Origin of the sequence: Xanthomonas arboricola pv. guizotiae (assembly GCF_002940205.1) — a bacterium.
Lineage (GTDB): Bacteria > Pseudomonadota > Gammaproteobacteria > Xanthomonadales > Xanthomonadaceae > Xanthomonas > Xanthomonas arboricola_C.
Genome location: NZ_MDSK01000004.1, coordinates 160,307 through 186,329 on the forward strand (window position 1 = coordinate 160,307; position 26,023 = coordinate 186,329).

Here is a 26,023-nt window from a genome sequence, read left to right on the forward strand (position 1 = left end):
CGGCAACTGGCTGATAATCGCCGCTTCTCCCGCAGTGGAAGCCGACATGCCGGTGCGCCCCGATGATCTGTTCGATGTACGTGCGCTGCTGACCGACGAAGAGCGGGCAGTGCAGGATGCGGTGGCGCGCTTCACCGATACGCGGGTGCTGCCGGCGATCGGCGATGCCTTCGACGCAGGGCGCTTTCCGCGCGAATGGGTACCGGAACTGGCGGAGCTCGGCCTGCTGGGCGCCAGCCTGCCGGTCCGCGATGGCGGCGCGGGCCTGGGCGCGGTGGCGTACGGATTGATCTGCCAGGAACTGGAGCGCGGCGACAGCGGCCTGCGCAGCTTCGTCAGCGTGCAGTCCTCGCTGTGCATGTACCCGATCCATGCCTACGGCAGCGACGAGCAGCGCCAGCGCTGGTTGCCGGAGATGGCCGCCGGCCGTCTGATCGGCTGTTTCGGGCTGAGCGAAGCGCAGGGCGGCTCGGATCCGGCCGCGATGACCACGCGCGCGGTACGGCAGGGCGACGGCTGGCGCTTGAACGGGGCCAAGATGTGGATCACCAACGGCAGTATTGCCGGCCTGGCGATCATCTGGGCGCATACCGACGACGGCGTGTGCGGCTTTCTGGTGGAGACCGGCAGCGCCGGCTTCAGTGCGCAGGACATCGCGCACAAGATGAGCCTGCGCGCATCGGTGACCTCGGGCTTGTTCCTGGACAACGTCTACGTGCCGGAGCAGATGCGCCTGCCGAACGCGGCCGGTCTGAAGGCGCCGCTGGGGTGCCTCAATCAGGCGCGCTACGGCATCGCCTGGGGCGCGATCGGCGCGGCGGTGGCCTGTCTGCGCGAGGCGCTGGCCTACAGCGGGCAGCGCATGCTGTTCGGCCGGCCGCTGGCGGCCACGCAGAGCGCGCAGATCAAGCTGGCCGACATGGCGCGGCGGATTTCCACCGCGCAGCTGCTGGCGCTGCAGCTCGGGCGCCTGAAGCAGGCCGGCCAGCTGCGGCCGGAACAGATCTCGCTGGCAAAGTGGAATAATTGCCGCATGGCCCTGGACGTGGCGCGCGAGTGCCGCGATCTGCTGGGCGCGGCCGGCATCACCACCGAGCATGTGGCGATCCGGCACGCGCTGAACCTGGAATCGGTAATCACCTACGAGGGCACCGAAACCGTGCATCAGTTGGTGGTCGGGCGTGCGCTGACCGGACTCAATGCGTTTTGACGAGGAGTGGGTGTTGATCGACAGGGATGGGGGGCGACGCCTGCGTGGCGTGTTCTGGATGCGCTGCGTGCTGGCGGTGGTTGCGAGCGTGATCGCACCGGCACGGGCCAGCGAGGCGCCGCGCATGGCGCCGCCACCGGCCTGGGTCATCGCCGATGCGGTGCCCGACCAGGTGCCCGGTGCCAGCGGGCTGCGCTATGAGCTGGTATCCGACCAGGTCGATCTGACCGGCGCGGCGCCGCAGGCGTATCGCCGCCTCAGTTACACCGTGCAGCGTGCGAAAAGTCTGGACGAGGCCGGGCAGATCTCCATCGACTACCAGCCGCAGTACCAGCAGCTGGCGCTCAACAGCCTGGAGGTCTGGCGCGACGGCAAGCGTATCGACATGCGCAAACAGGCGCACTACGCCCGGTTGCGCCGCGAAAGCGGACTGGAAGACGGTTTGATCGATGGCGCGCTGACGCTGTCGATCACCTTGCCGGACCTGCGCGTGGGCGACCGGGTCGATTACGGCGTGACCATCACCGGCAGCAATCCGGTGTTCGGCAAGGGCTATCACGACGTGTTCGATGCGCGCTACGGCGTAGCGCTGGGCGAGCGTCGGGTGCGCGTGCGGCATCCGGCCGGCATGGGATTGCAATGGCGGGTGACTGCACCCGGCTTCAGCCGCAAGGTCAGCCGTGCCGGCGATGTGGCGACACTGGACATCGCCGCACGCGACCTGCCCGCCGTGCAGGAGGAAAAGGACACCCCGGAGGATGTCGATCCGTATGGCCTGATCGAAGTCTCCACTGCCGGCAACTGGGCGGCGGTGGCGGCGTGGGCAGCGCAGTTGTATCCGCACGCGTTCCAGGACGCGCGCGTTGCCGACGGGATGGTGCAGAACCTGCAGCTGCGCCGCGACGACCCGCAGGGCGCACTGCTACGTGCAGTGGCCTTCGTGCAGGGCGAGATCCGCTACGTCGGCCTGGACATGGGCGAGAACTCGCACGCGCCGCATACGCCGGAAGTGACGCTGCGCAATCGCTACGGCGACTGCAAGGACAAGGCGACGCTGTTGATCGCGCTGCTGCAGCTGGCCGGCATCCGCGCCGAGCCGGTGCTGGTCAGCATCGACAAGGGCCACGGGCTGGATCTGCGCTTGCCCAGTCCCTATGCGTTCGACCATGTGGTGGTGCGCGCGCACCTGCCGCAGGGCGAGGTATGGGTGGATGCCACGCGCGACCGCGAAGAGGGCCCACTGGCGCAACGCCTGCCGTTGCCGTTCGTGCGCGGCCTGCCGGTCGTGGCCGGACAGCGCGATCTGGTGGCGGTGCCGTCGCCGATGCCGACGCTGCCGCAGGTCGAGGTGGACGAGGAGATCGTGATCTCGCTGCGCAAACCGCAGCGTGTGGCGACCTTCAGCGTGGATACGACGTACCGCCAGGGACGCGGCGAGCGCGTGGCGACCAGCTTCGAGAACAATGGCGCGCAGGCAGTCGGCGAGCACTACCTGGAATTCATGCAGCAGTACTACACCGCGCTGACGCAGGTCGGCGTGCCGACCATCGACGCCACCGATGTGTTGAACGTGCGCACGCACGAGGCCTACCGCCTGGAGTGGCCGACCGACGAGGGCGACGAGCTGGGCTTCCCGCTGTTCCAGCTCGGCGAATGGATGGACGTCCTGCCCATGGCGGCGCGCAAGAGCCCGCTGGCGCTGGACGGTCCGCGGCTGGCGCGGCAGACCGTGCGGGTGCGGGTCGACCCGGCGGTGCGGGTGCAAGCCGACACGCAGGTGGTCGCCAACCCGTGGTTCCGGTTCTCGCGCACGGTCGCCACGCACGCAGGGCGCATCGTCATCGTTGGCGAGTGGCAGCGGCTGTCCGACCGCATTCCCGCCAGCGGCGTGAAGCGCGCAGCCGCCGACATGGAGCGTGCCCGCGACCTGCTGTACTTCAATCACGACCTCAAGCCGCAGCCGCGCAGACAGCCGTTGCAGATGCACGTCTTCGTCTATCCGCTGGCCGCGCTGCTGGCGCTGATCGTGCTGGTGCTGGCATGCCTGGCCTGGTGGCGCGGCGGTGGCTTGGGCGGGATGCTGTTCGATCCGCACACCGTTGCGCAGCGCCTGCACGCGCAGGCCGGCGCGCGCTGGAGCGCGTGGTGCGTGTTCGGCCTGATCCTGATGCTCTCGAGCTGGATGTGGGTGTCTCCGCAGCCGTTGTGGGTGCATGCCATCGCCGTGGCGATCATGCTGGCCATCGCGCTGGTGGGCTGCGTGTTGCTGCAGTGGATGCTGCGCTGGATGGGCGGCACTGCGGAGTTTGCGGTGTTGCTGCCGGCGCTGCTGGGCAGCGCCTTGCCATGGCTGGTCTGCCTGCTGGCGGCGCTGGCGGCGCTCGCTGGCGATATCGCCCTGTTCGGAACCGGTGTGCACGATCCGGCCGGGCTCGCGCAGGTGGCCATGGCGGTGCTGATGCTGCTGCTGGGCGGGCTGTGGTGGTCGATCGCTGCGGTCCAGGCGGTTGCCGGTACGACCGCCTGCGCACGCGCGCGGGCCTTCGGTGCGCTGGCATTGACGTTGTCGGTGCTGGGCATGCTGGTCGCCGTGCTGGGTGTGCCGGTGTCGCTGGTGGTGATGCGCTGAGCCGCGCTGCCGGCAGCGCACGCAACCGCGGCCACGCCTTGCTGCAGAATCGGTGCAGGGCTTTGCAAAGACCCCCGGGGCTGTGACACTGCCAGCCCCTCGTTGCTGCCGCGGAGCCAGCTTGATGTCGACCGTGCGTCCCCCGTTGACCGTCCATGGCATGTCCAGTTCCGGCAACTGCTACAAGGTGCGCCTGCTGCTGGAGCAATTGGGCAGCCGCTATCACTGGGTCGAGGTCGACAGCGTCGCCGGCGAAACCCGCACGCCCGCGTATCTGGCCAAGAATCCCAACGGCAAGGTGCCGATGGTGGAGCGCGACGACGGCCGCGTGCTGACCGAATCCAACGCAATCCTGTTCTGGCTGGCCGAAGGCACCCCGTATCTGCCCACCGACGCGTGGCAGCGCGCGCAGGCCTTGAGCTGGATGTTCTTCGAGCAATACAGCCATGAGCCGTATGTCGCGGTGGCGCGGTTCATCAGCCTGTGGACGCCGCGCGATGCCGCGCGCCGCGCCGAACTGCCGCAGCTGCGCGCCCGCGGCGAGCAGGCGCTGGCCGTGATGGAACAGCATCTGCAGCAGCACCGCTGGTTTACCGGCGACGATTACGGCATCGCCGATATCGCGCTGTTTGCCTACACCCATTGCGCCGAGGACGGCGGTTTCGATCTGGAGCGCTGGCCGGCGATCGGTGCCTGGCTGCAGCGCGTGCAGGCAGGACCCGGTTTTATCGCAATGCCGGCGCCTGCACCCGGCGCGGTGACGGCATGAGCGGCATGCGCTGCCGGCAGGAGCACTGACGATGTGCGGATTGGCTGGACTGCTGCTGGCCTCGCCACGCATGCATGGCGAACAACTCGATGCCCTGGTGCGGCCGATGGGCGCCGCCTTGCGTCATCGCGGCCCCGACGATGCCGGCAGCTGGTGCGATGCGCAGGCCGGCGTGGCGCTGGCGCATCAGCGCTTGAGCATCCTGGATCTGTCGCCGCTGGGCCATCAGCCGATGCGCTCGGCCGATGGCCGTTATGTGCTGGCCTACAACGGCGAGATCTACAACTTCGCGCAGTTGCGCGCGGCGCTGTCCGCACTCGGGCACCGCTTCCGCGGTCATTCCGATACGGAAGTGCTGTTGGCGGCGGTGGTGGAGTGGGGGCTGGACGACACCCTGACCCGCTGCAACGGCATGTTCGCGCTGGCGTTGTGGGACGAGCGCGACACCTGCCTGTCTCTGGCCCGCGACCGCGTCGGCAAGAAGCCGCTGTACTACGGCTGGGCCGGCGACACCCTGGTGTTCGGGTCCGAACTCAAGGCGCTGTGGCAGCACCCGGACTTCGATAACGGGGTCGATCGCAATGCGCTGACCTTGCTGCTGCGGCTGGGCTACATCCCGGCGCCGGCCTGCATCCACGAGCGCACCTTCAAGTTGATGCCCGGGCGGGTGCTGCGGCTGGATGCGCAGATGGTGGCGGCCGGCGCGGCGGCGCATCGGCCGGACCAGGCGCAGCAGCCGTTCTGGAACGCGCGCGAGGCGATGCAGCGCGCGCTGGCGGCGCCGTTCACCGGCAGCGATGCACAGGCCGAGGAGCAACTCGATGCCGTGCTGCGCGATGCGGTGGCGCTGCGCATGGTGGCCGACGTGCCGGTGGGCGTGTTCCTGTCCGGCGGCACCGACTCGTCGATCGTCACCGCGATGATGCAGGCGCAGAGCGCCCAGCCGGTGCATACCTTCAGCATCGGCTTCGAAGGTTCGCATCACGACGAAGCGCCGCTGGCGCGCGAGGTGGCCACGCATCTGCACACCGACCACACCGAGCTGTATGTCAGCGGCGCCGACGCGCTGGCGGTGGTGCCGACCCTGCCGGACATGTTCGACGAGCCCTTCGCCGATGCCTCGCAGGTGCCGACCGCGCTGGTCGCACGGCTGGCGCGCGGCGGGGTGACGGTGGCGCTGTCCGGCGATGGCGGCGACGAGTTGTTCTTCGGCTATGGCCGTTACCAGCGTGCGCTGCGCAACTGGCGCATGCACGGGCTGGTGCCGGGGCCGCTGCGGCGGTTGATGGCGCTGGCGGCACGCCGCAACGGCGAGTCCTCGCGCACCGGCGGCCTGGCCGCGCTGGTGGCCGAGGCCGGCGCACGCGGCATCGGCGACATCTACCGCAACCGCATCTCGCGCTGGCGCGATCCGGCTGCAGTGGTGCTGGGCGCGACCGAGCCCGACAGTTTCTACAGCCTGGCCGACCCGCTGCACGGCTCCGGCACGCCGGCCGACGCGATGATGCTGGCCGACTTTGCCGCCTATCTGCCGGACGATCTGCTGTGCAAGGTGGACCGCACCACCATGGCGGTGGGACTGGAAGCGCGCGCGCCGCTGCTGGATTGGCGGGTGGCCGAGTTCGCCTGGTCGCTGCCGCTGTCGCTGAAGTACCGCGACGGGGTCAGCAAATACCTGCTCAAGCGCGTGCTGTGCCGCTATCTGCCCGATCCGATGGTCTACCGCGGCAAGCGCGGCTTCGGCGCGCCGGTCAGTGCCTGGTTGCGTGGCGACCTGCACGGCTGGGCCGACGATCTGCTGGCGCACGCCACGCTGGCGCGCGACGGCGTGTTCGCCGCCGACACCGTGGCCGGGCTGTGGAGGGACTTCAACGGCGGCGAGCGCAAATGGCATACGCATCTGTGGACGGTGCTGATGTTCCAGGCCTGGCAGGCGCATTGGCGCGCCCAACGCGCCGCGATCGGCCGCTGAGGCAGCCGCGCTTCACCGGGTCTGAGCGCCAGGCTCACTAGAGTCGGGCGCTGATTCCCCCAATGGAGCGTTCCCCATGAGCAAGATCACCATCGCCGTGCTGGTCGGCAGCCTGCGTGCAGCGTCCTACAACCGCCAACTGGCGCGCGCGCTGGAGCATCTGGCCGGCGACAAGGCCGTGTTCGAGTATGTGGAGATCGGCGACATCCCGCAGTACAACCAGGACCGCGATGGCGACTACCCGGCCGCAGGCACGCGGCTGAAGCAACAGATCCGGTCGGCCGACGCGGTGCTGTTCGTGACCCCGGAGTACAACCGCTCGATTCCCGGCGTGCTCAAGAACGCCCTCGATACCGGCTCGCGCCCGTACGGCGACAGCGCGTTTGCAGGCAAGCCGGCCGCCGTGGTCGGCATCTCGGTCGGGGCGATCGGCACCGCCACCGCGCAGCAGCACCTGCGCAATGTGCTGTCGTATCTGGACATGCGGGTGCTCGGCCAGCCGGAAGTCTTCCTGCAGTACAAGGACGGCCTGTTCGGTGCCGACGATCAGGTCGCCAACGCCGACAGCCGCAAGTTCCTGCAGGGCTTCGTCGACGCCTTCCTGGGCCTGGTCGAACAGTCCAAGCGTTGAGTTGACCACAGCGGTGTTGGGCCTGGAGACAGCCGCCAACTGGCACCGGTGACGCGGTGCAAACCCCGGCGCAGCAAGCGTCTCGGCAGTTGCGACAGCGGTCGCGTAGAACGGTGATGCACCGGCTGTCCACCAGTTATCCACAGAGTTGTGCATGGTCGCCGGCGCCGCCGATGACTATGCTTCCTGCCCTCGTCCCCCCGTGTCAGGTCTGTTTGTCCATGTCCGCTCGTCCTGGTTTCCGTTCCAAGCGCAATCGCGATCGCGACGACGACGATTACGATCGTCCCGAGCCGCGGCTTGACCAGTTGCGGGTGCCGCCGCATTCGGTCGAGGCCGAGCAGGCCGTGCTCGGCGGGTTGATGCTGGCGCCGGATGCGTTCGATCGGGTCAACGACCAGCTGACCGAAAACGACTTCTACCGCCGCGATCACCGGCTGATCTACCGCGCGATTCGCGAACTGAACGAGAAGGACCGCCCCTTCGATGCGGTGACCCTGGGCGAGTGGTTCGAATCGCAGGGCAAGCTGGAGCAGGTCGGCGATGGCGCCTACCTGATCGAGCTGGCCAGCACCACGCCTTCGGCAGCCAATATCGCCGCATACGCGGAGATCGTGCGTGACAAGGCGGTGTTGCGGCAGCTGATCGAAGTGGGCACCACCATCGTCAACGACGGCTTCCAGCCGGAGGGGCGCGACAGCGTGGAGTTGCTGTCGTCGGCGGAAAAGGCGGTGTTCAAGATCGCCGAGGCCGGCGCGCGCGGGCGCACCGACTTCGTGGCGATGCCGGGCGCGCTGAAGGACGCCTTCGAGGAATTGCGCAGCCGTTTCGAAAACGGCGGCAACATCACCGGCCTGCCGACCGGCTACAACGATTTCGATGCGATGACTTCCGGCCTGCAGCCGACCGACCTGATCATCCTGGCCGCGCGTCCGGCAATGGGCAAGACCACGTTCGCGCTGAATATCGCCGAATATGCCGCGATCAAATCCAAGAAGGGCGTGGCGGTATTCTCGATGGAAATGTCGGCATCGCAGCTGGCGATGCGCCTGATCTCGTCCAATGGCCGCATCAATGCGCAACGCCTGCGTACCGGCGCGCTGGAAGACGAGGACTGGGCGCGCGTGACCGGCGCGATCAAGATGCTCAAGGAAACCAAGATCTTCATCGACGACACGCCGGGCGTGTCGCCGGAAGTGCTGCGCTCCAAGTGCCGCCGACTCAAGCGCGAGCACGACCTGGGCCTGATCGTCATCGACTACCTGCAGCTGATGTCGGTACCGGGTAACAGCGAAAACCGCGCGACCGAAATCTCGGAGATCTCGCGTTCGCTCAAGGGCCTGGCCAAGGAGCTCAACGTGCCGGTGATTGCGTTGTCGCAGCTCAACCGCTCACTGGAAACACGCACCGACAAGCGCCCGGTGATGGCCGACCTGCGCGAATCCGGCGCGATCGAGCAGGACGCGGACATGATCGTGTTCATCTATCGCGACGACTATTACAACAAGGAAAATTCGCCGGACAAGGGCCTGGCCGAGATCATCATCGGCAAGCACCGCGGTGGACCGACCGGGTCGTGCAAGCTCAAGTTCTTCGGCGAATACACCCGATTCGACAATCTGGCCCACGATTCGGTGGGCAGTTTCGAATAAACCTCCTGCGTGATGCCGGGCGGCAATGCGTCGCTGCGGCATCGCGCCATCCTTGCATCTGCTGGCTTATGCTGCGCGCCTCATCGCCGCTGCCGAGCTTGTATGTCCTACGCCATCGTCTGGTTCCGTCGCGATCTGCGCCTGCAGGACAACCCGGCCTTGCAGGCTGCGCTGGATGCGGGGCATCAGCCGATTCCGCTGTATATCGATGCGCCGCACGAAGAGGGCGAGTGGACGCCGGGCGCCGCCTCGCGGAGCTGGCGGCATCGCTCGCTCGCGGCGCTGGATGCGGCCCTGCGCGCACTGGGCAGCGGTCTGGTGATGCGCGCCGGTGACAGCGCGCAGGTGCTGGACGAGGTGATCGCGCAGACCGAGGCGGTGGCGGTGTACTGGAACCGCAAGTACGAGCCGGCCACGCAGCCGCGCGATGCGCAGATCAAGCGCAGCCTGCGCGAGCGCGGGATCGACGTGCAGAGCTGCAACGCCGCACTGATGTTCGAACCATGGCAATTGACGACCCAGCAGGGCGGCCCGTACAAGGTGTTCACCCCGTTCTGGCGCAATGCGCTCACCCAGCTGCAATTGCCGGCTGCGGTGCCGGCACCGCGCAGCCTGCCGCCGTTGCCTGCGCAATTGAAGAGCGCTGCGCTGGACACGCTGGGGCTGCGGCCGGCGCTGGACTGGGATGGAGGCTTCTGGGAGCACTGGCAGCCTGGCGAGGCCGGCGCGCACGAGATGCTGGAGATCTTCATCGATGGCGCGCTGTCCGGTTATCGCGAAAACCGCGACCGGCCCGACCGGGTCGGCACCTCGCAGTTGTCGCCGCATCTGCACTTCGGCGAGATCGCGCCGTGGCGGATCGCCAGCACGCTGGAGGCCAATCGCAACGCACGCAACGCTGCGGAAATCGACGGTTACATCCGCCAGCTGGGCTGGCGCGATTTCGCGTATCACCTGCTGCACCATTTTCCCGACACCACCAACCAGAATCTCAACCCGCGCTTCGAAGGTTTCGACTGGGCCAGGCCTGACCCGGTCGCGTTGCAGGCCTGGCAGCGCGGCCGCACCGGCATTCCGATCGTCGATGCCGGCATGCGCCAGCTCTGGCACACCGGCTGGATGCACAACCGCGTGCGCATGATCGTGGCGAGTTTGTTGTGCAAGCATCTGCGCGTGCACTGGATCGAAGGCGCGCGCTGGTTCTGGGACACCCTGGTGGATGCGGACCTGGCCAACAACACCCTGGGCTGGCAATGGGTGGCCGGTACCGGTGCCGATGCGGCGCCGTATTTCCGTGTGTTCAATCCGGTCACGCAGGCGGAGAAGTTCGATCCTCAGGCCGCATACATCACGCGCTGGGTCCCCGAGCTCGGCAAGCTTGCGGTCAAGGAACGCTTCGCGCCGTGGCTGCATCCGTTGTCGCTGGCGCGCCTGGCACCGGCGTATCCGCGCACGCCGATCATCGGCCTGGCCGAAGGCCGCGACGCGGCGCTGGCGGCGTATGCGAGGACGCGCGGCTAAGCGCGCGCGGCAGGGCGAGCGACTTCCTGATTGCGTGGTCAGCTGATGCTCGCTTCTGCGTGTTTTCTTCTGCAAGGCTGAAGCGTTGCAGGCGCGCGCTGCGACGCTTGTTTCGCACATCAGCGAATGCGTGACGCGGATACATGTTGCTGTCCAAGTAGAAAACGTTTTCCTGAATGCAGCACTAGCTGCGTGCGATTGGAGGTCGGTTTCATCATGCGCCAGTCGCGTCGGCCTGTTTATCCTCGCTGACACGATTGAGTGCCGGATGGTCCGGCAACAGGAGAACACCATGTCCCCAGCAGCCACCAAGAGCCTTGCCGTTGCCCTGGCCAGCGCCATTGCGTTGTCCGCCTGCGCCACCGGCGGCTCGTATGTGCAGCGCGACCAGTACGGCGAGCAGACCCAACAGCAGAACCGCACCGGCCGCAATGCGCTGATCGGCACCGCGATCGGCGTGGCCGCCGGTCTGCTGACCGGCGACAGCGCCACCGAGCGTCGTCAGCATGCGATGGTCGGCGCCGGCATTGGCGCGCTCAGCGGCGCGGCGGTTGGCCAGTACCAGGATCGCCAGGAGCGCGCACTGCGTGAGCGCACCGCCAACACCGGGATCGAAGTGCAGCGCCAGGGCGACAACATCACCCTGAACCTGCCCGACGGCATCACCTTCGACTTCGGCAAGTCTGCGTTGAAGCCGCAGTTCTACAGCGCGCTCAATGGCGTGGCGTCCACACTGCGCGAGTACAACCAGACCATGGTGGAAGTGGTCGGTCATACCGACAGCGTCGGCAGCGACGCGGTCAACCAGCGCCTGTCCGAAGAGCGTGCGGGCGCGGTCGCGCAGTATCTGACCGCACAAGGCGTGCAGCGTGAGCGCATGGAAACCATGGGCGCCGGCAAGCGCTACCCGATCGCCGACAACAGCACCGATGCCGGCCGCGCACAGAACCGCCGCGTCGAAATCCGCCTGATCCCGCTGCGCTCGGAGGGTGCCGGGAACAACACGGGCATGCGTTGAGTTTGCCGCACTGAATCGTGGCGAGTCGACTGACGAGCCGCGATGAGTAAGCAAGACAGGCTGCGAAAGCGGCCTGTTTTTTTTGCGCTGCGAATTTTTGATCAGGCGCGCGTCGGGTGCAAAGCTACCGATCTGCGGGTTTTCTGCAGGGCGCTTGCCCGCCCACCATCGCAGGACACGCCGCAAGTACGTCCGTGTAAGACACCGCGCACTCGACCGACTGGTCTTTTGACTTGCAGCTAGACGTTATCGCTAGGCATTGACCAACGCAGCTTCGGATCTCCAGATCACGCTAAAGCTCGCGCGCGGTCGCTTCAAGATTGCATCGGTCGACAGCGGTATGGTGACTTCGCCACGACCAAAAGTGCCGGCGCTGGATGGCCTCGACACTCCGGCAGGAATTCGGGATTCGGGATTCGAGATTTGTAGCAGCCGGGACGTTTTCGCTTGTACGGGCAACGTCTCCCCATCACCCTTCGGGCACCTTCTCCCGAGGGGGACGAGGGTGCCCCGTTAGGCGACTGTCCGAGTGCGGACTACGCCGTGACGTTTTCCAGGATGCGCTTGCCTTCTGCACGCAATTCCGCGTCTGCGCCGACCTCGATCTTTGCATCGTTGTCGGCCTTTTGCGCCGCCAGACGCGCAGGGCACTGCGCCATCATGTAGTCCGCATCGAAGTTCATGCGCGTGACCAGGAAGTCCACGAAGGCGCGCACTTTCGGCGAAACCAGGCGGCCGCCGGCGAACACCGCGTTGAAGTCCACCTCCGGCCCGGTCCATCCCGCGAGCACCCGACGGACCAGACCCGATTGCACGAACGGCTTGGCCATCACATCGCCGGTCAACAACAAGCCTTCGCCGCTTAATACCGCGCCATTGAGCGCGGCCGGGTCGTTGGCCACCATCAACGGATTGACCGGGAAATCGCGCACATCGCTGCCGTCGCTGAGCGACCAGAAGAAACGGTTGTTGTGCACGTTGCGGTTCTTGCGCAGCGCCAGCGTGCGATGGAACTGCAGCTCGTCCGGGTGCAGCGGCTCGCCATAGCGCTCGATGTAGGACGGGCTGGCAAAGACCTGCGTGCGCAGGCTGCCGAGCTTGCGCGCCACCAGGTTGGAATCGGGCAGCGCGCCGACCCGCAGGGCCATGTCGGCTTCGCCGCCGATCAGGTCCAGCTTTTCGTTGCCCAGATGCATGTCCAGCTGGATTTCCGGGTACTGCGCATGGAACTCGCCCAGCAACGGTGCGATCCAGGTGATGCCCAGCGAGTAGGGCACGGTGAAGCGCAGCCAGCCGCGCGGGCCGGATTGCAGTTGCCCGACGGCGCTCTCGGCTTCGTCCAGCTCGCGTGCGATGCGTTGGCAATGTTCGTGATAGACCGAGCCGGCTTCGGTCAGGCCGATGCGGCGCGTGGTCCGGTGCAGCAGGCGGGCGCCCAGGCGGGTTTCCAGTTCCTGCACCTTGCGGCTGACGGTGGTCTTGGGCAGGCCAAGCGCATTGGCGGCGGCGATGAAGCTGCCTTGCTCGACCACCTTGACGAAGATCAGGGTGTCGTTGAGATCGTGAGTCATGGACTGCCTTCCGGGGGGTCAGGAGGGATTAGACCGCTTGCGGGACGATTATTCCCCTAAATCCGGACTAATCAAGTGCTGGTTTGGGGCCTAACTTATGCGGCGTCCCCTCCATACAGGAGCACGGCCATGTGGTTGTGCAATGTTTTCGGCTTGTCGTCCACATCGCGTAGCGCCATCGAAGGTGCCTTCGATCCAGTGGTTTCCACCGCGAGAGGCCCGCATGCCGGCGTTTCGCGCACATTTTCGACGTCGCCCAGGCGTCAGGCCGGCGGCGCGCCAGCGCAGCGGACTGGACTGTCGGCGCGTCTGGCGCAGCGTGGAATTGTCCCGATGTCGGGAGTGAAAGTCCCATGACCGGGATGGTCCAATCCGAGACGGCCGTCATTGGCGGCGCGGGCAATGTCGGCGCCGGTATCGTCGCCGCCTTGCTCGATGCCCGGATGCCGGTGCTGGTGATTGGACGCGATGCCGCCAAGCTCGACGCGCTGCGCGCGCAGCATGGCAATACACCGCTGCTGGAGACCTTGCGGGGTTCGGTCGCCGACGACGCTTCGGCGCAGGCGCTGGCCGGCGAACTGGCCCAGCGCCCGCGTCCGCTGGCGGCGGTGATCGCCAGCGTGGGCAGCCCGCTCAAGGCCGGCCGCCTGCTGGACCGACCGGTCACTGCACTGCGTCGCCGCCTGGAGCGCGACGTGCTGCCGCATCTGGCAGCCGCGCGGCATCTGCTGCCGCTGCTGGCCGAGGCCGAGGGCGGCGGTCGCTACCTGTTGCTGGGTAGCCCCTGTGCGCTGCGTGCCTGGGCCGCGCACGGCGATACCTCGATTGCCGCTGCCGCCACCCGCATGCTCGCCCAGGTGCTGCACGAGGAGGCCAAGCCGCTCGGCGTCCGCGTGCACCTGCTGTCGGTCGAGCAGCCGGTGTGTACGCCGGGCCGTGCCAAGGACGCGTGCCCGGAATGGATCCGCGCCATGGATGTCGGCCGTGCCGCAGTCTCGCTGATCGCCGGGCCTGGCCAGCCCGGGCAAGCCATCGTGACCGTCAGCCGTCGCCTGCACGCCGCTCCATCGGCCGACCGGCTCGCCGGTCTGCATTCTCCCATCCCCACCCGAGAGATCTCCCCATGACCCCGAACGCCACCCCGTTCCGTTTTCCCTTGGGTACTGTATTGACGGGCGCCGTACTCGCGGTTGTGCTGGCCGGTTGCGGCAGCAAGGCTGCCGAGACCGGCGCGCCGCCACCGCCCAGCGTCAGCGTCGCCCCGGTGTTGCTGAAGGAGATCAGCCAGTGGGACGAATTCAGCGGCCGCATCGAGCCGGTGGAAAGCGTCGAGCTGCGTCCGCGCGTATCCGGCTACATCGACAAGGTCAACTACGTCGAAGGCGCCGAAGTGAAGAAGGGCGATGTGCTCTTCAGCATCGACGACCGCAGCTACCGTGCCGAATTCGCGCGCGCCAACGCGGCGCTGGTGCGTGCACGCACGCAGTCCACGCTGGCCCGCAGCGAAGCGGCGCGTGCGCGCAAATTGTCCGACCAGCAGGCCATTTCGACCGAGACCTGGGAGCAGCGCCGCGCTGCCGCCGATCAGGCCGACGCCGATCTGCTGGCCGCGCAGGCCGCGCTGGATACCGCCAGGCTCAACCTGGACTGGACCCGCGTGCGTGCGCCGATCGATGGCCGCGCCGGGCGTGCGTTGGTCACCGCCGGCAATCTGGTCACCGCCAGCGACAGCGCCAGCGTGCTGACCACGCTGGTGTCGCTGGACAAGGTGTTCGTGTACTTCGATGCCGACGAAGGCACCTTCCTGCGCTATTCGCAGATGGCGCGCAACGGCGAGCGTCCGGATGCGCGCGGCGGCGAGTTGCCGGTGCGCATCGGCCTGGTCGGCGAGCAGGGCTTCCCGCACACCGGGCGCGTGGATTTCCTGGATAACCAGGTGACCCGCAGCACCGGCACCATCCGCGTGCGCGCGGTGCTGGACAACGCGCAGCGCCAGTTCACGCCGGGCCTGTATGCACACGTGCAGTTGCTGGGCAGCGGCCAGTTCAAGGCCATGCTGGTCGACGAAAAGGCCGTGCTGACCGATCAGGACCGCAAGTACGTCTACGTGGTCGACAAGGACGGGAAGGCGCAACGGCGCGACATCGAGCTGGGCCGCAATGCCGATGGCCTGCGCATCGTGCGCAAGGGACTGGCCGCCGGCGACCGCGTGGTGGTCGATGGCGTGCAGAAGATCTTCATGCCTGGCATGCCGGTCGATGCCAAGACCGTGGCCATGGCCACGGCGCCGGACCAGCGCACCGCGTCGAACTGATTCATCGCTGCATCGCGCCCCTGACCACCGGCCTTGAATCAAGGCCGGTTCGGGGCCGCTGTGCCGCGCCGCCACCCGGCGGCAACCTCTTTCAGGACCACCCCAATGGACTTTTCCCGTTTTTTCATCGACCGGCCGATCTTCGCCGCGGTGCTGTCGATCATCATCTTCGCTGCCGGCCTGATCGCCATGCCGCTGCTGCCCATCAGCGAGTACCCGGAAGTGGTGCCGCCGAGCGTGCAGGTGCGTGCGGTGTACCCGGGCGCCAATCCCAAGGTCATCGCCGAGACCGTCGCCACGCCGCTTGAGGAAGCCATCAACGGCGTGGAAGACATGATGTACATGAAGTCGGTCGCCGGCTCCGATGGCGTGCTAATGGTCACCGTGACCTTCAAGCCGGGCACCGATCCGGACCAGGCGCAGGTGCAGGTGCAGAACCGCGTCAGTCAGGCGCAGGCGCGCCTGCCCGAGGACGTACGGCGCCAGGGCGTGACCACGCAGAAGCAGTCGCCGACGCTGACCATGGTCGTGCATCTGACCTCGCCCAAGGGCAAGTACGACTCGCTGTACCTGAGCAACTACGCCACCTTGAAGGTCAAGGACGAGCTGTCGCGCCTGCCGGGCGTGGGCCAGATCCGGGTCTTCGGTGCCGGCGATTACGCCATGCGCATCTGGCTGGATCCGGACAAGGTCGCCGCGCGCGGGCTGACCGCCAGCGATGTGGTCGCGGCCATCCGCGAGCAGAACGTGCAGGTTTCCGCCGGCCAGCTCGGTGCCGAGCCGATGCCCAACAAGAGCGACTTCCTGCTGTCGATCAATGCGCAGGGCCGCCTGACCACCGAAGAAGAGTTCGGCAACATCGTGATCCGCAGCGGCAACAGCGGCGAGATCGTGCGCCTGTCGGATGTGGCACGCCTGGAACTGGGCGCGGGCAACTATACCTTGCGCTCGCAGCTGGACAACAAGAATGCGGTCGGCATGGGTGTGTTCCAGTCGCCCGGTGCCAACGCGATCGAATTATCCGACGCGGTGCGCGCCAAGATGGCCGAGCTGGAAAAGCAGTTCCCGCAGGACATGGCGTGGTCGGCTGCATACGACCCGACCGTGTTCGTGCGCGATTCGATCAGCGCGGTGGTGCACACGCTGCTGGAAGCGGTGCTGCTGGTGGTGCTGGTGGTGATCCTGTTCCTGCAGACCTGGCGCGCCTCGATCATTCCGTTGCTGGCGGTGCCGGTGTCGGTGGTCGGTACGTTCGCCGCGTTGTATCTGCTGGGCTTTTCGATCAACACGCTCAGCCTGTTCGGCCTGGTGCTGGCGATCGGCATCGTGGTCGACGACGCAATCGTGGTGGTGGAAAACGTCGAGCGCAACATCGAAGAAGGCCTCGCCCCGCTGGCTGCTGCGCATCAGGCGATGCGCGAGGTGTCCGGGCCGATCATCGCCATCGCGCTGGTGCTGTGCGCGGTGTTCGTGCCGATGGCGTTCCTGTCGGGTGTGACCGGTCAGTTCTACAAGCAGTTCGCGGTGACCATCGCCATCTCCACGGTGATTTCGGCGATCAATTCGCTGACCTTGTCGCCGGCATTGGCCGCCATGCTGCTCAAGCCGCATGACGCACCCAAGGATGGCCCGTCGCGGTTGATCGATCGCTTGTTCGGCTGGTTGTTCCGTCCGTTCAACCGCTTCTTCAACAGCAGTTCGCACAAGTACCAGGGCGCGGTCTCGCGCACCCTGGGCAAGCGTGGCGCGGTGTTCGCGGTATATGTACTGCTGCTGGTGGTCACCGGTTTCATGTTCAAGGTGGTGCCGGGCGGCTTCATTCCGACCCAGGACAAGCTGTACCTGATTGCCGGTACCAAACTGCCGGAAGGCGCCTCGCTGGAGCGCACCAATGAAGTGATCCGCCAGATCAGCCAGATCGCGATGCAGACCGAAGGCGTGGATCACACGATCGCGTTCCCGGGATTGAATCCGCTGCAGTTCACCAACACGCCCAACACCGGCACAGTGTTCATCACGCTCAAGCCGTTCAGTCAGCGCACCCGCAGCGCCGTACAGATCAATGCCGAGCTCAACGCGCGCATCAGCCAGATTCAGCAGGGCTTTGCGTTCGCCTTCATGCCACCGCCGATCCTCGGCCTGGGGCAGGGCTCGGGCTACTCGCTGTACATCCAGGACCGCGCCGGCCTGGGCTATGGCCAGCTGCAGAGTGCGGTGAATGCGATGTCCGGTGCGATCTCGCAGACGCCGGGCATGCAGTTCCCGATCGGCACCTACCAGGCCAATGTGCCGCAGCTCGACGCCAAGGTCGATCGCGACAAGGCCAAGGCGCAGGGCGTGCCGCTGACCAACCTGTTCGACACGCTGCAGACCTATCTGGGCTCGGCCTACATCAACGACTTCAATCGCTTCGGTCGCACCTATCAGGTGATCGCCCAGGCCGATGGACCGTTCCGCGACAGCGTCGAAGACATCGCCAACCTGCGTACCCGCAATGCCAACGGCGACATGGTGCCGATCGGCAGCATGGTCACGCTGGGCCAGACCTACGGCCCGGATCCGGTGATCCGCTACAACGGCTACCCGGCCGCCGATCTGATCGGCGAAGCGGACCCGCACGTGCTGTCGTCCACCGAAGCAATGCAGAAGCTGTCCAGCATGGCGCCACAGGTACTGCCCAACGGCATGAACATCGAGTGGACCGACCTGAGCTATCAGCAGTCCACGCAAGGCAACTCGGCGTTGATCGTGTTCCCGATGGCGGTGCTGCTGGCGTTCCTGGTGCTGGCCGCGCTGTACGAAAGCTGGACGCTGCCGCTGGCGGTAATCCTGATCGTACCGATGACCTTGCTGTCTGCGTTGTTCGGCGTGTGGCTCACCAATGGCGACAACAACGTGTTCGTGCAGGTGGGCCTGGTGGTGTTGATGGGCCTGGCGTGCAAGAACGCGATCCTGATCGTGGAGTTCGCCCGCGAACTGGAAATGCACGGCAAGGGCATCGTCGAGGCCGCACTGGAGGCCTGCCGCCTGCGTCTGCGTCCGATCGTGATGACCTCCATCGCCTTCATCGCCGGCACCGTACCGCTGGTGTTCGGTCATGGCGCCGGCGCCGAAGTGCGCTCGGTCACCGGTATCACCGTGTTCGCCGGCATGCTCGGTGTGACCTTGTTCGGCCTGTTCCTGACCCCGGTGTTCTACGTGGCGCTGCGCAAGTGGGTGACCCGTCGCGAACCCGCTGCACCGGCCGCCGTCGCGCACGATCACGTCAAGGCGTGAGTGCGTCGTCCCCAATCCCCATTCGCAGTAGAAGGACATTGAAATGAGCAACCACAAGATTGCATTGGTCACCGGCGCCACCCGCGGCATCGGCCTGGAAACCGTTCGGCAACTGGCCCAGGCCGGCGTGCATACGCTGCTGGCCGGACGCAAGCGCGACGATGCCGTCGCCGCCGCACTCAAGTTGCAGGCCGAAGGCCTGCCGGTGGAGGCCATCCAGCTCGACGTCAACGACGACATCAGCATCGCTGCCGCGGTGGGCACGGTGGAACAGCGTCATGGCCACCTGGACATCCTGATCAACAACGCCGGCATCATGATCGAGGACATGCAGCGCACGCCGTCGCAGCAGAGCCTGGAGGTGTGGAAGCGCACCTTCGACACCAACCTGTTCGCGGTCGTCAGCGTCACCAAGGCATTCCTGCCGCTGCTGCGTCGCTCGCTGGCCGGGCGCATCGTCAATGTGTCCAGCATGCTCGGCTCGCTGACCCTGCATGCCCAGCCCGGCTCGCCGATCTACGACTTCAAGATTCCCGCCTACGATGCCTCCAAGAGTGCGGTCAACAGCTGGACGGTGCATCTGGCCCATGAGTTGCGCGACACCGCCATCAAGGTCAATACCGTGCATCCGGGTTACGTCAAAACCGACATGAACGGTGGCGGCGGCGAGATCGAGGTGGAGCAGGGCGCGCACAGCAGCGTGCAGATGGCACTGCTCGACGCGCACGGCGCCACCGGCAGCTTTACGCATCTGGGAGAAGTGTTGCCATGGTAAGAAACTTTCTGAGCGTGGCACTGGCCGCGCTGGTACTCGGCGGCTGCGCGGTGGGTCCGGATTACCGGCCCGACCCGCCGGCCGCGGTGACCTTGCAGGGCGCGCAGGATGCGGCTTTCAGCGGCGAATCGCCGGTCGGCAACTGGTGGTCGCAGTTCGACGACCCGGTGCTGGAACAGCTGGTGCGCGATGCCTTGTTCGCCAACCACGATCTGCGCATCGCGGTGTCGCGCGTCAAGCAGGCCCGTGCGGTGTTCGTCGAGCGTCGTCTCGACCAGGCCCCGCACATCACCGCGCAGGGCAGCTTCGATCGACGCGAACAACAGCAGGTGGTCGCCGGCAACCAGCGCTTCCTCACCGAGCAGACCACCCTGGGCCTGGATGCGGCCTGGGAGCTGGACCTGTTCGGGCGTCAGCGGCGCGCCTCGGAAGCGGCGCGTGCGGATCTGGAGGCCGAGCAGGCCGGCCTGCTCGACGTGCAGGTCACCGTCGCTGCCGAAGTGGCGCGCAACTACTTCGAGTTGCGCGGCACGCAAAAGCAGCTGGAGGTGTCCAAGCGCACGCTGAGCAACCTGCACGACACCCAGCGGCTGACGCAGACGCGTTGGGACCTGGGCGCCGGCAGCGAACTGGATGTGCAGAGCAGCCTGGCGCGCCTGAAGGCGATCGAGGCCGACATTCCGTTGCTGGAAACCGCCGAAGCGCAGTACCGCCATCGTCTTGCGGTGCTGCTCGGCCAGGCGCCCAATGCCCTGGACACCACCCTGGTGGCGCGCGCCACGCCGGCGTTCGCACGTGCGTTGCCGCTGGGCAATACCGCCGGATTGCTGCGTCAGCGCCCGGACGTGCGCAGCGCCGAACGTCGCCTGGCAGCGGCCACCGCGCAGGTCGGCGTGGCCACTGCGGATCTGTTTCCGCGCATCAGCGTCAGCGGCTTTGTCGGCTTCCTGTCCGGCGACGCGGCCAGGCTGACCGAGGGCAGCGGCAAGGCCTGGTCGATCACCCCGTCGATCAGCTGGGCGGCATTCGACTTCGGCACCGTGCGTGCACGCCTGCGTGCCAGCAAGGCGCAGGCCGATGGTGCGTTGGCGCAATACCAGCAGACCGTGTTGCTGGCGCTGGAAGACACCGAGAACGCCTTGATCGGCTACGGCCGTCAGCAGGCGCGCCTGGCGATCGTGGTGGAGCAGGCCAGTGCGGCGCGGCGTGCCGAACAACTGGCGCAGATCCGCTACCGCGAGGGGTCGGAAGACTTCCTGACCCTGCTGGATGCGCAACGCACCCAACTGGCCGCCGACGATGCGTTGGCGCAGGCCGAAGCAGCAGTCAATGTCGGCGTGGTCGGTGTGTACAAGGCGCTGGGCGGCTGGAAGCAGGGCGAAGCACCTGCGGCACCGGTGGCAGTGCTCACTCGGTGATGCTGGCCTGCGGGGCGGCCGTCAGGTCGCCCTGCAGGCACCCGGCTACGCCGATCCGTCGTCAGCCGATACGGCGCCTGGATCTCAGGCATCGAGCCGATGTGCCCGAGGGTCGGGCGATCACACGACGAGCTGCGCTCAGTCGGCCACCCGCACGCTGTCGCGGCCACCGTTCTTGGCCAGATACAGCGCCGCGTCGGCACGCGAAAACCAGTCCTGCCAATGCGTTTCGCCGTCATGGCGCGCTGCGCCCAGCGACACCGTGATCCGCCCGCCCGGGCCACGCAGCCCATTGCGGATCACCTTGCGCAGGCGTTCGGTGGCCGCTTCCAGTTCCTGCAGGGAGCCGGCACGCAACAGCACCACGAATTCTTCGCCGCCGAAGCGGAACACCTGGTGCGGCTCGCGTACTTCGAAGCGCAGGATGGTGGCCAGGTCCGACAGTGCGGCATCGCCTGCGGCATGCCCGTAGAGGTCGTTGACCTCCTTGAAATGGTCCAGATCCAGAATGATCAGGCTGTTGAGCCGTTCATGCGGCTGGCGCCGGTCGATCTGATGGGTGAGCGCACGTTCGAGCGTGCGCCGGTTGGGCAGGCCGGTCAGCGCATCCAGCGAGGCAAGCTCTTCCAGATGCACGCGGTCGTCCTGCATGCGCAGCGAAAACGCGTAGCCGACCGCCAGCGTCACCAGCGTCACCACGATCGTCGACACACCCTGGCCGGGGCTGACGATCAGGCCAGGCAACAGCAACAGCGCCGCCAGCAGCGGCAGGCTCAGCAGCACCGCGCGTTGCGGGCCGCACAGTAAGTAATTGGTGGCCAGCACCGGAAACAACCAGGGCAGGGCGCCATCGCCGCCGGTCCAGCAGGCGACCAGACAGCCGCCGACATTGATGGACGCCAGCCACACGCCCCCGGCGCCGGTGCGTTCGGCATCGTGCATCTTCCAGCCACGCCATATCGCAAGCACACCGAGCGATGCGGTGATCAGGCAGGCAAGCACCTGACCGGTGAGGGCCAGGTATACCGCATAGAGGCAAAGCAACAGCGCGGTGATCGGCCCCAGCATCTTGACGATGCCGAGGCGGAAATCCCGCCGCAGGTGGAGGATCACAGGGAAGGTTCTGTAGGAGTCGGCATCATTATCGGCGGAGCCTTGCGAAAGTTGAGCGTGCACGCGCTGCGGCAGCGGCTAGGAAAATGAAGCGTTGCCGTGCCGGGCTTCGCACGTCCTTGACGGCCGTGCCGCAACCGTAGCGTCTTTGCCGTCGGAGTCTGCCATGCCCACCCGCGAAGAACTCGACATGCGCCTGGATGCGCTGCAGGACGAACTGCCGCAGCTGTCGGCCGATGACGATGCGGATTTCGACTATCTCGATTTTCAGGCGCGAGCCCAGGCCCTGCTGGGCAGTGCCGCAGCCGAGGATGCGGCCCATGTGCGGACCCGCGTCGACGCCATGCTGGCGGGCGCTGGCCTGATTCCAGCCGATGAGGATGGGCGCAGCTGCGCCTGACGCCTGCGATGCGCGTCATTGAAACGCTTGCATTCCACTCGGCTGCGCGCTGCGTGCGGCTATGGCTGTGGCTGCAGGCACAGGTCCGACCCGGGCAGCGGTGGCTTATTCTGCAGCCGGGGTGTCCGCACTCACCACCTGATTGCGTCCGGCCTGCTTGGCGCGGTACAGCGCCTCGTCCGCGCGGCGCAGTAACTGCGCCGTGTTGCCTGCATGTTGGGGGAAGCTGGCCGCACCGAACGAGGCGCTGACCTTCGGCAACGAGACGCCATCGGCCATCACCTGCAGCGTCTCGATGCCGGCGCGCAGCTTTTCGGCCATCCTGCAGGCGGTCGCCAGATCCACTTCGGGCAGGATGATCGTCAACTCCTCGCCGCCATAGCGGCAGCAGATGTCTTCGCCGCGCGTCTGCGCCAGCAGCAAGTCGCCGATCGCCGCCAGCACGCGATCGCCGCCGCTGTGGCCGTGCAGATCGTTGAACTGCTTGAAGTGGTCCACGTCCAGCATCAGCACCGACAAGGGGAGTGCCCGCCGCGTGCAGCGCGCCAGTTCGTGATTGAGTGCCTCTTCGAGATAACGGCGGTTGTACAGACCGGTCAACGGGTCGCGGATGGATTGCTGGCGCAGCGTCTCGCGCAGGCGCAGGTTGTGCAACGCCAGCGACAACTGTTCGGCTGCGGCCTCGGCCACGGTCAACGAGGCCAGATCGCGCGGATCCTCGCTGCGCAGCGCCAGCATCCCCAGCTGCGTGCCCTGAGCCGATAGCGGGATGCAGGCGGTGCTCGCATGCGCCGGAAGATTGGCGCCGACGTGTTGGCAGAGCATGCCCTGGCTGGCGTCTTCCACCACATACGTGCGGTCGCGGCGCAGGGCCCAGCACGTGTCCGGGGCGATGCTGGTCGTGTCGTCGTCGGCCATCGTGCCCCAGGCCACCACCTGTTCGGCGCGATCGCGCGAGGCGCGCAGCAAATAGACCGCGCCGGCCGCGCCCGGAATCAGCGGAGCGATCGTATGTGCGGTGATTTCCAACGCTTCCTCGGCGTTGCGGCAGTTCTGCAGCAGCCCGGAGTAACGCGCCAGCGCCTCCAGCCCTGCCGACGTGCGTTCGAGCGTGGCGACCGATTCGATCAGGCGTTCGCTGGTCGTGCTGGCCGCGTCCTCGGCGAGCACGCGCCGTTCCAGTTCGCGCGACAGCAATCGGTAGGCCAGCACCATCACCAGCAGGCCGCTGAAAATCCCCACCACCGTCACCCACAGCACCCACTGCGCGCTGCGCGTGTTGGTGTCGGTGCGCTTCACCAGTTGCTGGTGCTCCAGTTCCGTCATGGTCTGCACCTGGCGGCGCAGCGACGACGAGGTCTGGAACACGCCACGTGCGATCGAGGCGCGCGCGCCATCCAGGCCCTGCTTGCGATAGCTGTGCAACAGGTCGTTGATCTGTACCAGACGCATGTCCACCAGACGTCCGAGCGCCACGACGTTGCGCCGCTGCACCGGATTGTCCTGCACCAGCGCATCCAGCCGCACGATGCTCTCGGGAAGCCGCCCGATCGCATCGGCGTACACCCCGAGAAACGCTTCGTTGTCGGTCAAGACGTAGCCGCGCACCGACGACTCCGCCGACAGCATCCCGGCCTGGATCTCGTCGATGCTGGCGATCACCTCCTGCGTATGCGTCACCCAGCCGGCATCGGCCAACGAGCGCTGGGTGGTGAAATAGCCGCCCACGCCGATCAGGGCGAAGATCACCCCGCCGAGCAACAAGGCACCGGCGGCATGACGTTTTGCTTTCCTGGTTAACACCGTGTTCCCCAACACCGTTTGTCCGGTAGAGGCTGATGCAAGTCGCGTGCCCATGCTTCACTTCGCTTGCCAGTCAGCCGCGGGACGGGCTTGAGGTCGCCCCGGCGTCGGCACCGCAGTATCCTTCAGGTTCATCATCGAGCCGGGCGACAGATTGGTCATTTTTCTTGGTAGCTATCGATTGACCTGTCGCGCTGCCCACGACGATGCCCCCGGCTGCGGCTGGGTTGCTGACTGGCAGATCGCCCAGATCGGGGCCGGCAGTGCCGGCGACCTGGCAGGCAGCGCCCTGTCTGCCACGTTTCCCGACCATCGCAGCGCCATGGCCGCCGCCCGCGTTGCCGGCATGGTGACGCTGGAAGCCATGCACGCCAAAGCGCAGCGGCAACTCAAGTCCGGGTGAGGCGCAGGCCGGCCTGGTCGCATCGGCCAAGCCGGCATCCGACACGCTGGCATACGGTTTGCTGCCAGCCCTGATAACCGCTGGGGAGCGTCCCGGACGGAGGCGACATGCAAGAGCCCAACAGAAGTGCCCTGGTTCTACTGCAGCAGGAAGCTACCGAGCTGCTCGCGTTATTCGACCGACTACGCGGCGATGCGGTGCCGGCGCAAGACCAAGTCGGCATCGTTGCCGCCGCACCCGAAGACCGCACCGAACAGACCGATCACGTCACTCATTGACCCAGCAGGTAAGCCTGCGGTCGTTTGCGATGCACGGGCTGTCTGTCGGCTAATCGTCGGCGCGGTAGCCCGTCGGGGCCGTCACGCTGCCGCTCGAGCGTCCCCAGCACAGGGTCTCGCCCATGAAAAAGGCCGGGAGCCCTCTGCATCGAGGAGTCCCGGCCTGAGTCGGTCGTCTTAGGACCGTTGCTTGGTGGAGGTGGGCGGAGCCTGAAGACGCCCTTACGCAAGCCATTGACCCTAAAGCACTTCGGGTCTTACAGCTGAGCCTGCTTTGATACCTCAAATGATACCTAAAGTCCTAAACTGAGAAGTGGGGAATGGCGCTATCGATCAAATGCAGCAAGCCAGCCGGTTGCACCGCTTGATCGGTAGCCCCCTCTGAGATGGCTACTCAGAAGTCCAGCTTGCTGCCGCATCTTGGCTTGACGCACTCCGAGACTGATGCCTCAGGGTTTGGCGATAGGCCAAGTCCACGGCTGCTGACAGCGGCTCGCGCAAAGCGAAGCCGCAACCTTGACCACCAGTTGCCTCCGGCGATAGTGCTGCCCCCGCACTCGGTTTGAGAGGTTGATCGGTTCGCGCTGTCGTCGTTTTCGGAGCTCAATCGAAGCTCCAAGAGAGGCAAAGCAGCGCGCAGCCGGTTCGTTGTTGATGCGTATCCCTCAGTATTTGTCGCGTTCGTTGCCCTCCGGTCGATGGTCCTTTCGGCAGCGGGTTCCCACTGATCTACAACCGCTGCTCGGCTTGCGGGCGATCAAGCGCACCTTGCACACGACCGTTTTGGAAGAGGCGCAACTGCGCGCGGCCACCTTGGCATCGCACTACGAGCGGCTGTTCGCGCGGTTGCGGGACGACGGGTTGGATCATCGCAGTCAGGCAGACGCTTCCGCCTTGGTGCCATCCGCCTCTGCTGCGACACCCTTCCGCAACCTGACCTTACATCGGACCAGGACGCCAGACGGAACGGTGCATGAACGCTGGCAAATCGACAGCACCCAAGGCGTGAGGCTGTTTCGAGAACTCCACGAAGGCCTCGGCTCGGAAGGCGAACGACCAGTCCCACTGCCGGCGTCGCCACTGGCCGTGGCAGCGTATGTCTCCAAGCTCGGCTCTACCCTTGAGCCAATGACGCTTGGGAAGGCGCGGCATGCGTGGTTGGCGACCTTGAAGGGCTGATACGCCCAGGGTTCCGTAGACACTCAAGACCCTCGTTGCGCGTAGCGCCGTTCAAACTCTACAGGGGACAGGTCGCCAGTTGAACCATGAC

21 protein-coding genes are annotated in these 26,023 nt (G+C 66.5%); 18 read left to right on the top strand and 3 right to left on the bottom strand.

The window, feature by feature from the left end:
• Positions 1-34 precede the first annotated feature (34 nt).
• The 8 genes from XarbCFBP7408_RS04120 to XarbCFBP7408_RS04155 all read left to right on the top strand — a co-directional run bounded on the left by XarbCFBP7408_RS04120 (position 35) and on the right by XarbCFBP7408_RS04155 (position 11,402).
• Positions 35-1,210, top strand: coding sequence for an acyl-CoA dehydrogenase family protein (locus tag XarbCFBP7408_RS04120; protein WP_181106215.1), 1,176 nt, complete (start codon positions 35-37; stop codon positions 1,208-1,210).
• A gap of 58 nt (positions 1,211-1,268) precedes the next feature.
• Complete coding sequence (locus tag XarbCFBP7408_RS04125; RefSeq protein WP_181106229.1) at positions 1,269-3,839, top strand: DUF3857 domain-containing transglutaminase family protein; 2,571 nt, start codon at positions 1,269-1,271, stop codon at positions 3,837-3,839.
• A 124-nt stretch (positions 3,840-3,963) separates the two neighbouring features.
• Positions 3,964-4,608, top strand: a complete 645-nt coding sequence (locus XarbCFBP7408_RS04130; RefSeq protein ID WP_181106217.1) for a glutathione S-transferase family protein — start codon at positions 3,964-3,966, stop codon at positions 4,606-4,608.
• 31 nt (positions 4,609-4,639) lie between these two features.
• Entirely contained in the window at positions 4,640-6,580 is a 1,941-nt protein-coding gene (gene asnB / locus XarbCFBP7408_RS04135; protein ID WP_104561624.1) for an asparagine synthase (glutamine-hydrolyzing), read from the top strand.
• Positions 6,581-6,656: 76 nt separating this feature from the next.
• Positions 6,657-7,211 carry an NADPH-dependent FMN reductase gene (locus XarbCFBP7408_RS04140; protein WP_104561626.1) on the top strand — a complete coding sequence of 185 codons (555 nt, stop codon included), beginning with the start codon at positions 6,657-6,659 and terminating at the stop codon, positions 7,209-7,211.
• 221 nt (positions 7,212-7,432) lie between these two features.
• Positions 7,433-8,863 carry a replicative DNA helicase gene (locus XarbCFBP7408_RS04145; RefSeq protein WP_047130779.1) on the top strand — a complete coding sequence of 477 codons (1,431 nt, stop codon included), beginning with the start codon at positions 7,433-7,435 and terminating at the stop codon, positions 8,861-8,863.
• Between the two features lie 102 nt (positions 8,864-8,965).
• Positions 8,966-10,384 carry a cryptochrome/photolyase family protein gene (locus tag XarbCFBP7408_RS04150; protein WP_104561628.1) on the top strand — a complete coding sequence of 473 codons (1,419 nt, stop codon included), beginning with the start codon at positions 8,966-8,968 and terminating at the stop codon, positions 10,382-10,384.
• A 292-nt stretch (positions 10,385-10,676) separates the two neighbouring features.
• The gene (locus XarbCFBP7408_RS04155) at positions 10,677-11,402 is read left to right on the top strand and encodes an OmpA family protein (RefSeq protein ID WP_016902719.1); all 726 of its coding nucleotides are present in this window, start codon (positions 10,677-10,679) and stop codon (positions 11,400-11,402) included.
• 536 nt (positions 11,403-11,938) lie between these two features.
• Here XarbCFBP7408_RS04155 and XarbCFBP7408_RS04160 read toward each other — a convergent pair.
• A complete protein-coding gene (locus XarbCFBP7408_RS04160) occupies positions 11,939-12,973 on the bottom strand; it encodes a LysR family transcriptional regulator (protein WP_104561630.1) in 1,035 nt (344 codons plus the stop codon).
• Between the two features lie 129 nt (positions 12,974-13,102).
• Between XarbCFBP7408_RS04160 and XarbCFBP7408_RS04165 the strand changes: the two genes are divergently transcribed.
• The 6 genes from XarbCFBP7408_RS04165 (at position 13,103) to XarbCFBP7408_RS04190 (ending at position 20,756) form a co-directional block, all read left to right on the top strand.
• On the top strand, positions 13,103-13,330 hold the full coding sequence (locus tag XarbCFBP7408_RS04165) for a hypothetical protein (protein WP_104561632.1): 228 nt from the start codon (positions 13,103-13,105) through the stop codon (positions 13,328-13,330).
• Positions 13,327-14,100: an SDR family NAD(P)-dependent oxidoreductase gene (locus tag XarbCFBP7408_RS04170; RefSeq protein WP_104561634.1), complete on the top strand. Its 774-nt coding sequence runs from the start codon at positions 13,327-13,329 to the stop codon at positions 14,098-14,100. Before XarbCFBP7408_RS04165 ends, XarbCFBP7408_RS04170 begins: the two co-directional genes overlap by 4 nt.
• A complete protein-coding gene (locus XarbCFBP7408_RS04175) occupies positions 14,097-15,287 on the top strand; it encodes an efflux RND transporter periplasmic adaptor subunit (RefSeq protein ID WP_104561636.1) in 1,191 nt (396 codons plus the stop codon). The genes XarbCFBP7408_RS04170 and XarbCFBP7408_RS04175 overlap by 4 nt, the downstream gene beginning before the upstream one ends.
• Positions 15,288-15,392: 105 nt before the next feature.
• The gene (locus tag XarbCFBP7408_RS04180; protein ID WP_104561638.1) at positions 15,393-18,563 is read left to right on the top strand and encodes an efflux RND transporter permease subunit; all 3,171 of its coding nucleotides are present in this window, start codon (positions 15,393-15,395) and stop codon (positions 18,561-18,563) included.
• A gap of 43 nt (positions 18,564-18,606) precedes the next feature.
• On the top strand, positions 18,607-19,338 hold the full coding sequence (locus XarbCFBP7408_RS04185; protein ID WP_104561640.1) for an SDR family oxidoreductase: 732 nt from the start codon (positions 18,607-18,609) through the stop codon (positions 19,336-19,338).
• A complete protein-coding gene (locus XarbCFBP7408_RS04190) occupies positions 19,332-20,756 on the top strand; it encodes an efflux transporter outer membrane subunit (RefSeq protein WP_104561642.1) in 1,425 nt (474 codons plus the stop codon). The genes XarbCFBP7408_RS04185 and XarbCFBP7408_RS04190 overlap by 7 nt, the downstream gene beginning before the upstream one ends.
• A gap of 138 nt (positions 20,757-20,894) precedes the next feature.
• Here the strand turns inward: XarbCFBP7408_RS04190 and XarbCFBP7408_RS04195 are convergent, their stop codons facing one another.
• A complete protein-coding gene (locus XarbCFBP7408_RS04195; RefSeq protein ID WP_104561644.1) occupies positions 20,895-21,869 on the bottom strand; it encodes a GGDEF domain-containing protein in 975 nt (324 codons plus the stop codon).
• A gap of 94 nt (positions 21,870-21,963) precedes the next feature.
• Here XarbCFBP7408_RS04195 and XarbCFBP7408_RS04200 point away from each other — a divergent pair, with 94 nt between their 5' ends.
• Positions 21,964-22,269, top strand: a complete 306-nt coding sequence (locus XarbCFBP7408_RS04200; protein ID WP_104561645.1) for a hypothetical protein — start codon at positions 21,964-21,966, stop codon at positions 22,267-22,269.
• A gap of 105 nt (positions 22,270-22,374) precedes the next feature.
• On the opposite strand, the gene XarbCFBP7408_RS04205 is transcribed toward XarbCFBP7408_RS04200, so the two are convergent.
• Complete coding sequence (locus XarbCFBP7408_RS04205) at positions 22,375-24,072, bottom strand: sensor domain-containing diguanylate cyclase (RefSeq protein ID WP_104561674.1); 1,698 nt, start codon at positions 24,070-24,072, stop codon at positions 22,375-22,377.
• A 154-nt stretch (positions 24,073-24,226) separates the two neighbouring features.
• On the opposite strand from XarbCFBP7408_RS04205, the gene XarbCFBP7408_RS04210 reads away from it, so the two are divergent.
• The 3 genes from XarbCFBP7408_RS04210 (at position 24,227) to XarbCFBP7408_RS04215 (ending at position 25,932) form a co-directional block, all read left to right on the top strand.
• Positions 24,227-24,475: a hypothetical protein gene (locus XarbCFBP7408_RS04210; RefSeq protein ID WP_104561646.1), complete on the top strand. Its 249-nt coding sequence runs from the start codon at positions 24,227-24,229 to the stop codon at positions 24,473-24,475.
• Between the two features lie 107 nt (positions 24,476-24,582).
• Positions 24,583-24,753 carry a hypothetical protein gene (locus XarbCFBP7408_RS22670; RefSeq protein ID WP_181106219.1) on the top strand — a complete coding sequence of 57 codons (171 nt, stop codon included), beginning with the start codon at positions 24,583-24,585 and terminating at the stop codon, positions 24,751-24,753.
• Positions 24,754-25,407: 654 nt separating this feature from the next.
• A complete protein-coding gene (locus tag XarbCFBP7408_RS04215) occupies positions 25,408-25,932 on the top strand; it encodes a DUF6538 domain-containing protein (protein ID WP_308632291.1) in 525 nt (174 codons plus the stop codon).
• Positions 25,933-26,023 lie beyond the last annotated feature (91 nt).

Bases quoted from the DNA above. Each gene is read 5' to 3' on its own strand.
- XarbCFBP7408_RS04125 (WP_181106229.1), top strand. From the start codon at position 1,269: ATGCGCTGCGTGCTGGCGGTGGTTGCGAGCGTGATCGCACCGGCACGG.
- XarbCFBP7408_RS04130 (WP_181106217.1), top strand. From the start codon at position 3,964: ATGTCGACCGTGCGTCCCCCGTTGACCGTCCATGGCATGTCCAGTTCC.
- asnB (WP_104561624.1), top strand. From the start codon at position 4,640: ATGTGCGGATTGGCTGGACTGCTGCTGGCCTCGCCACGCATGCATGGC.
- XarbCFBP7408_RS04140 (WP_104561626.1), top strand. From the start codon at position 6,657: ATGAGCAAGATCACCATCGCCGTGCTGGTCGGCAGCCTGCGTGCAGCG.
- XarbCFBP7408_RS04145 (WP_047130779.1), top strand. From the start codon at position 7,433: ATGTCCGCTCGTCCTGGTTTCCGTTCCAAGCGCAATCGCGATCGCGAC.
- XarbCFBP7408_RS04150 (WP_104561628.1), top strand. From the start codon at position 8,966: ATGTCCTACGCCATCGTCTGGTTCCGTCGCGATCTGCGCCTGCAGGAC.
- XarbCFBP7408_RS04155 (WP_016902719.1), top strand. From the start codon at position 10,677: ATGTCCCCAGCAGCCACCAAGAGCCTTGCCGTTGCCCTGGCCAGCGCC.
- XarbCFBP7408_RS04160 (WP_104561630.1), bottom strand. From the start codon at position 12,973: ATGACTCACGATCTCAACGACACCCTGATCTTCGTCAAGGTGGTCGAG.
- XarbCFBP7408_RS04165 (WP_104561632.1), top strand. From the start codon at position 13,103: ATGTGGTTGTGCAATGTTTTCGGCTTGTCGTCCACATCGCGTAGCGCC.
- XarbCFBP7408_RS04170 (WP_104561634.1), top strand. From the start codon at position 13,327: ATGACCGGGATGGTCCAATCCGAGACGGCCGTCATTGGCGGCGCGGGC.
- XarbCFBP7408_RS04175 (WP_104561636.1), top strand. From the start codon at position 14,097: ATGACCCCGAACGCCACCCCGTTCCGTTTTCCCTTGGGTACTGTATTG.
- XarbCFBP7408_RS04180 (WP_104561638.1), top strand. From the start codon at position 15,393: ATGGACTTTTCCCGTTTTTTCATCGACCGGCCGATCTTCGCCGCGGTG.
- XarbCFBP7408_RS04185 (WP_104561640.1), top strand. From the start codon at position 18,607: ATGAGCAACCACAAGATTGCATTGGTCACCGGCGCCACCCGCGGCATC.
- XarbCFBP7408_RS04190 (WP_104561642.1), top strand. From the start codon at position 19,332: ATGGTAAGAAACTTTCTGAGCGTGGCACTGGCCGCGCTGGTACTCGGC.
- XarbCFBP7408_RS22670 (WP_181106219.1), top strand. From the start codon at position 24,583: ATGCAAGAGCCCAACAGAAGTGCCCTGGTTCTACTGCAGCAGGAAGCT.
- XarbCFBP7408_RS04215 (WP_308632291.1), top strand. From the start codon at position 25,408: ATGCGTATCCCTCAGTATTTGTCGCGTTCGTTGCCCTCCGGTCGATGG.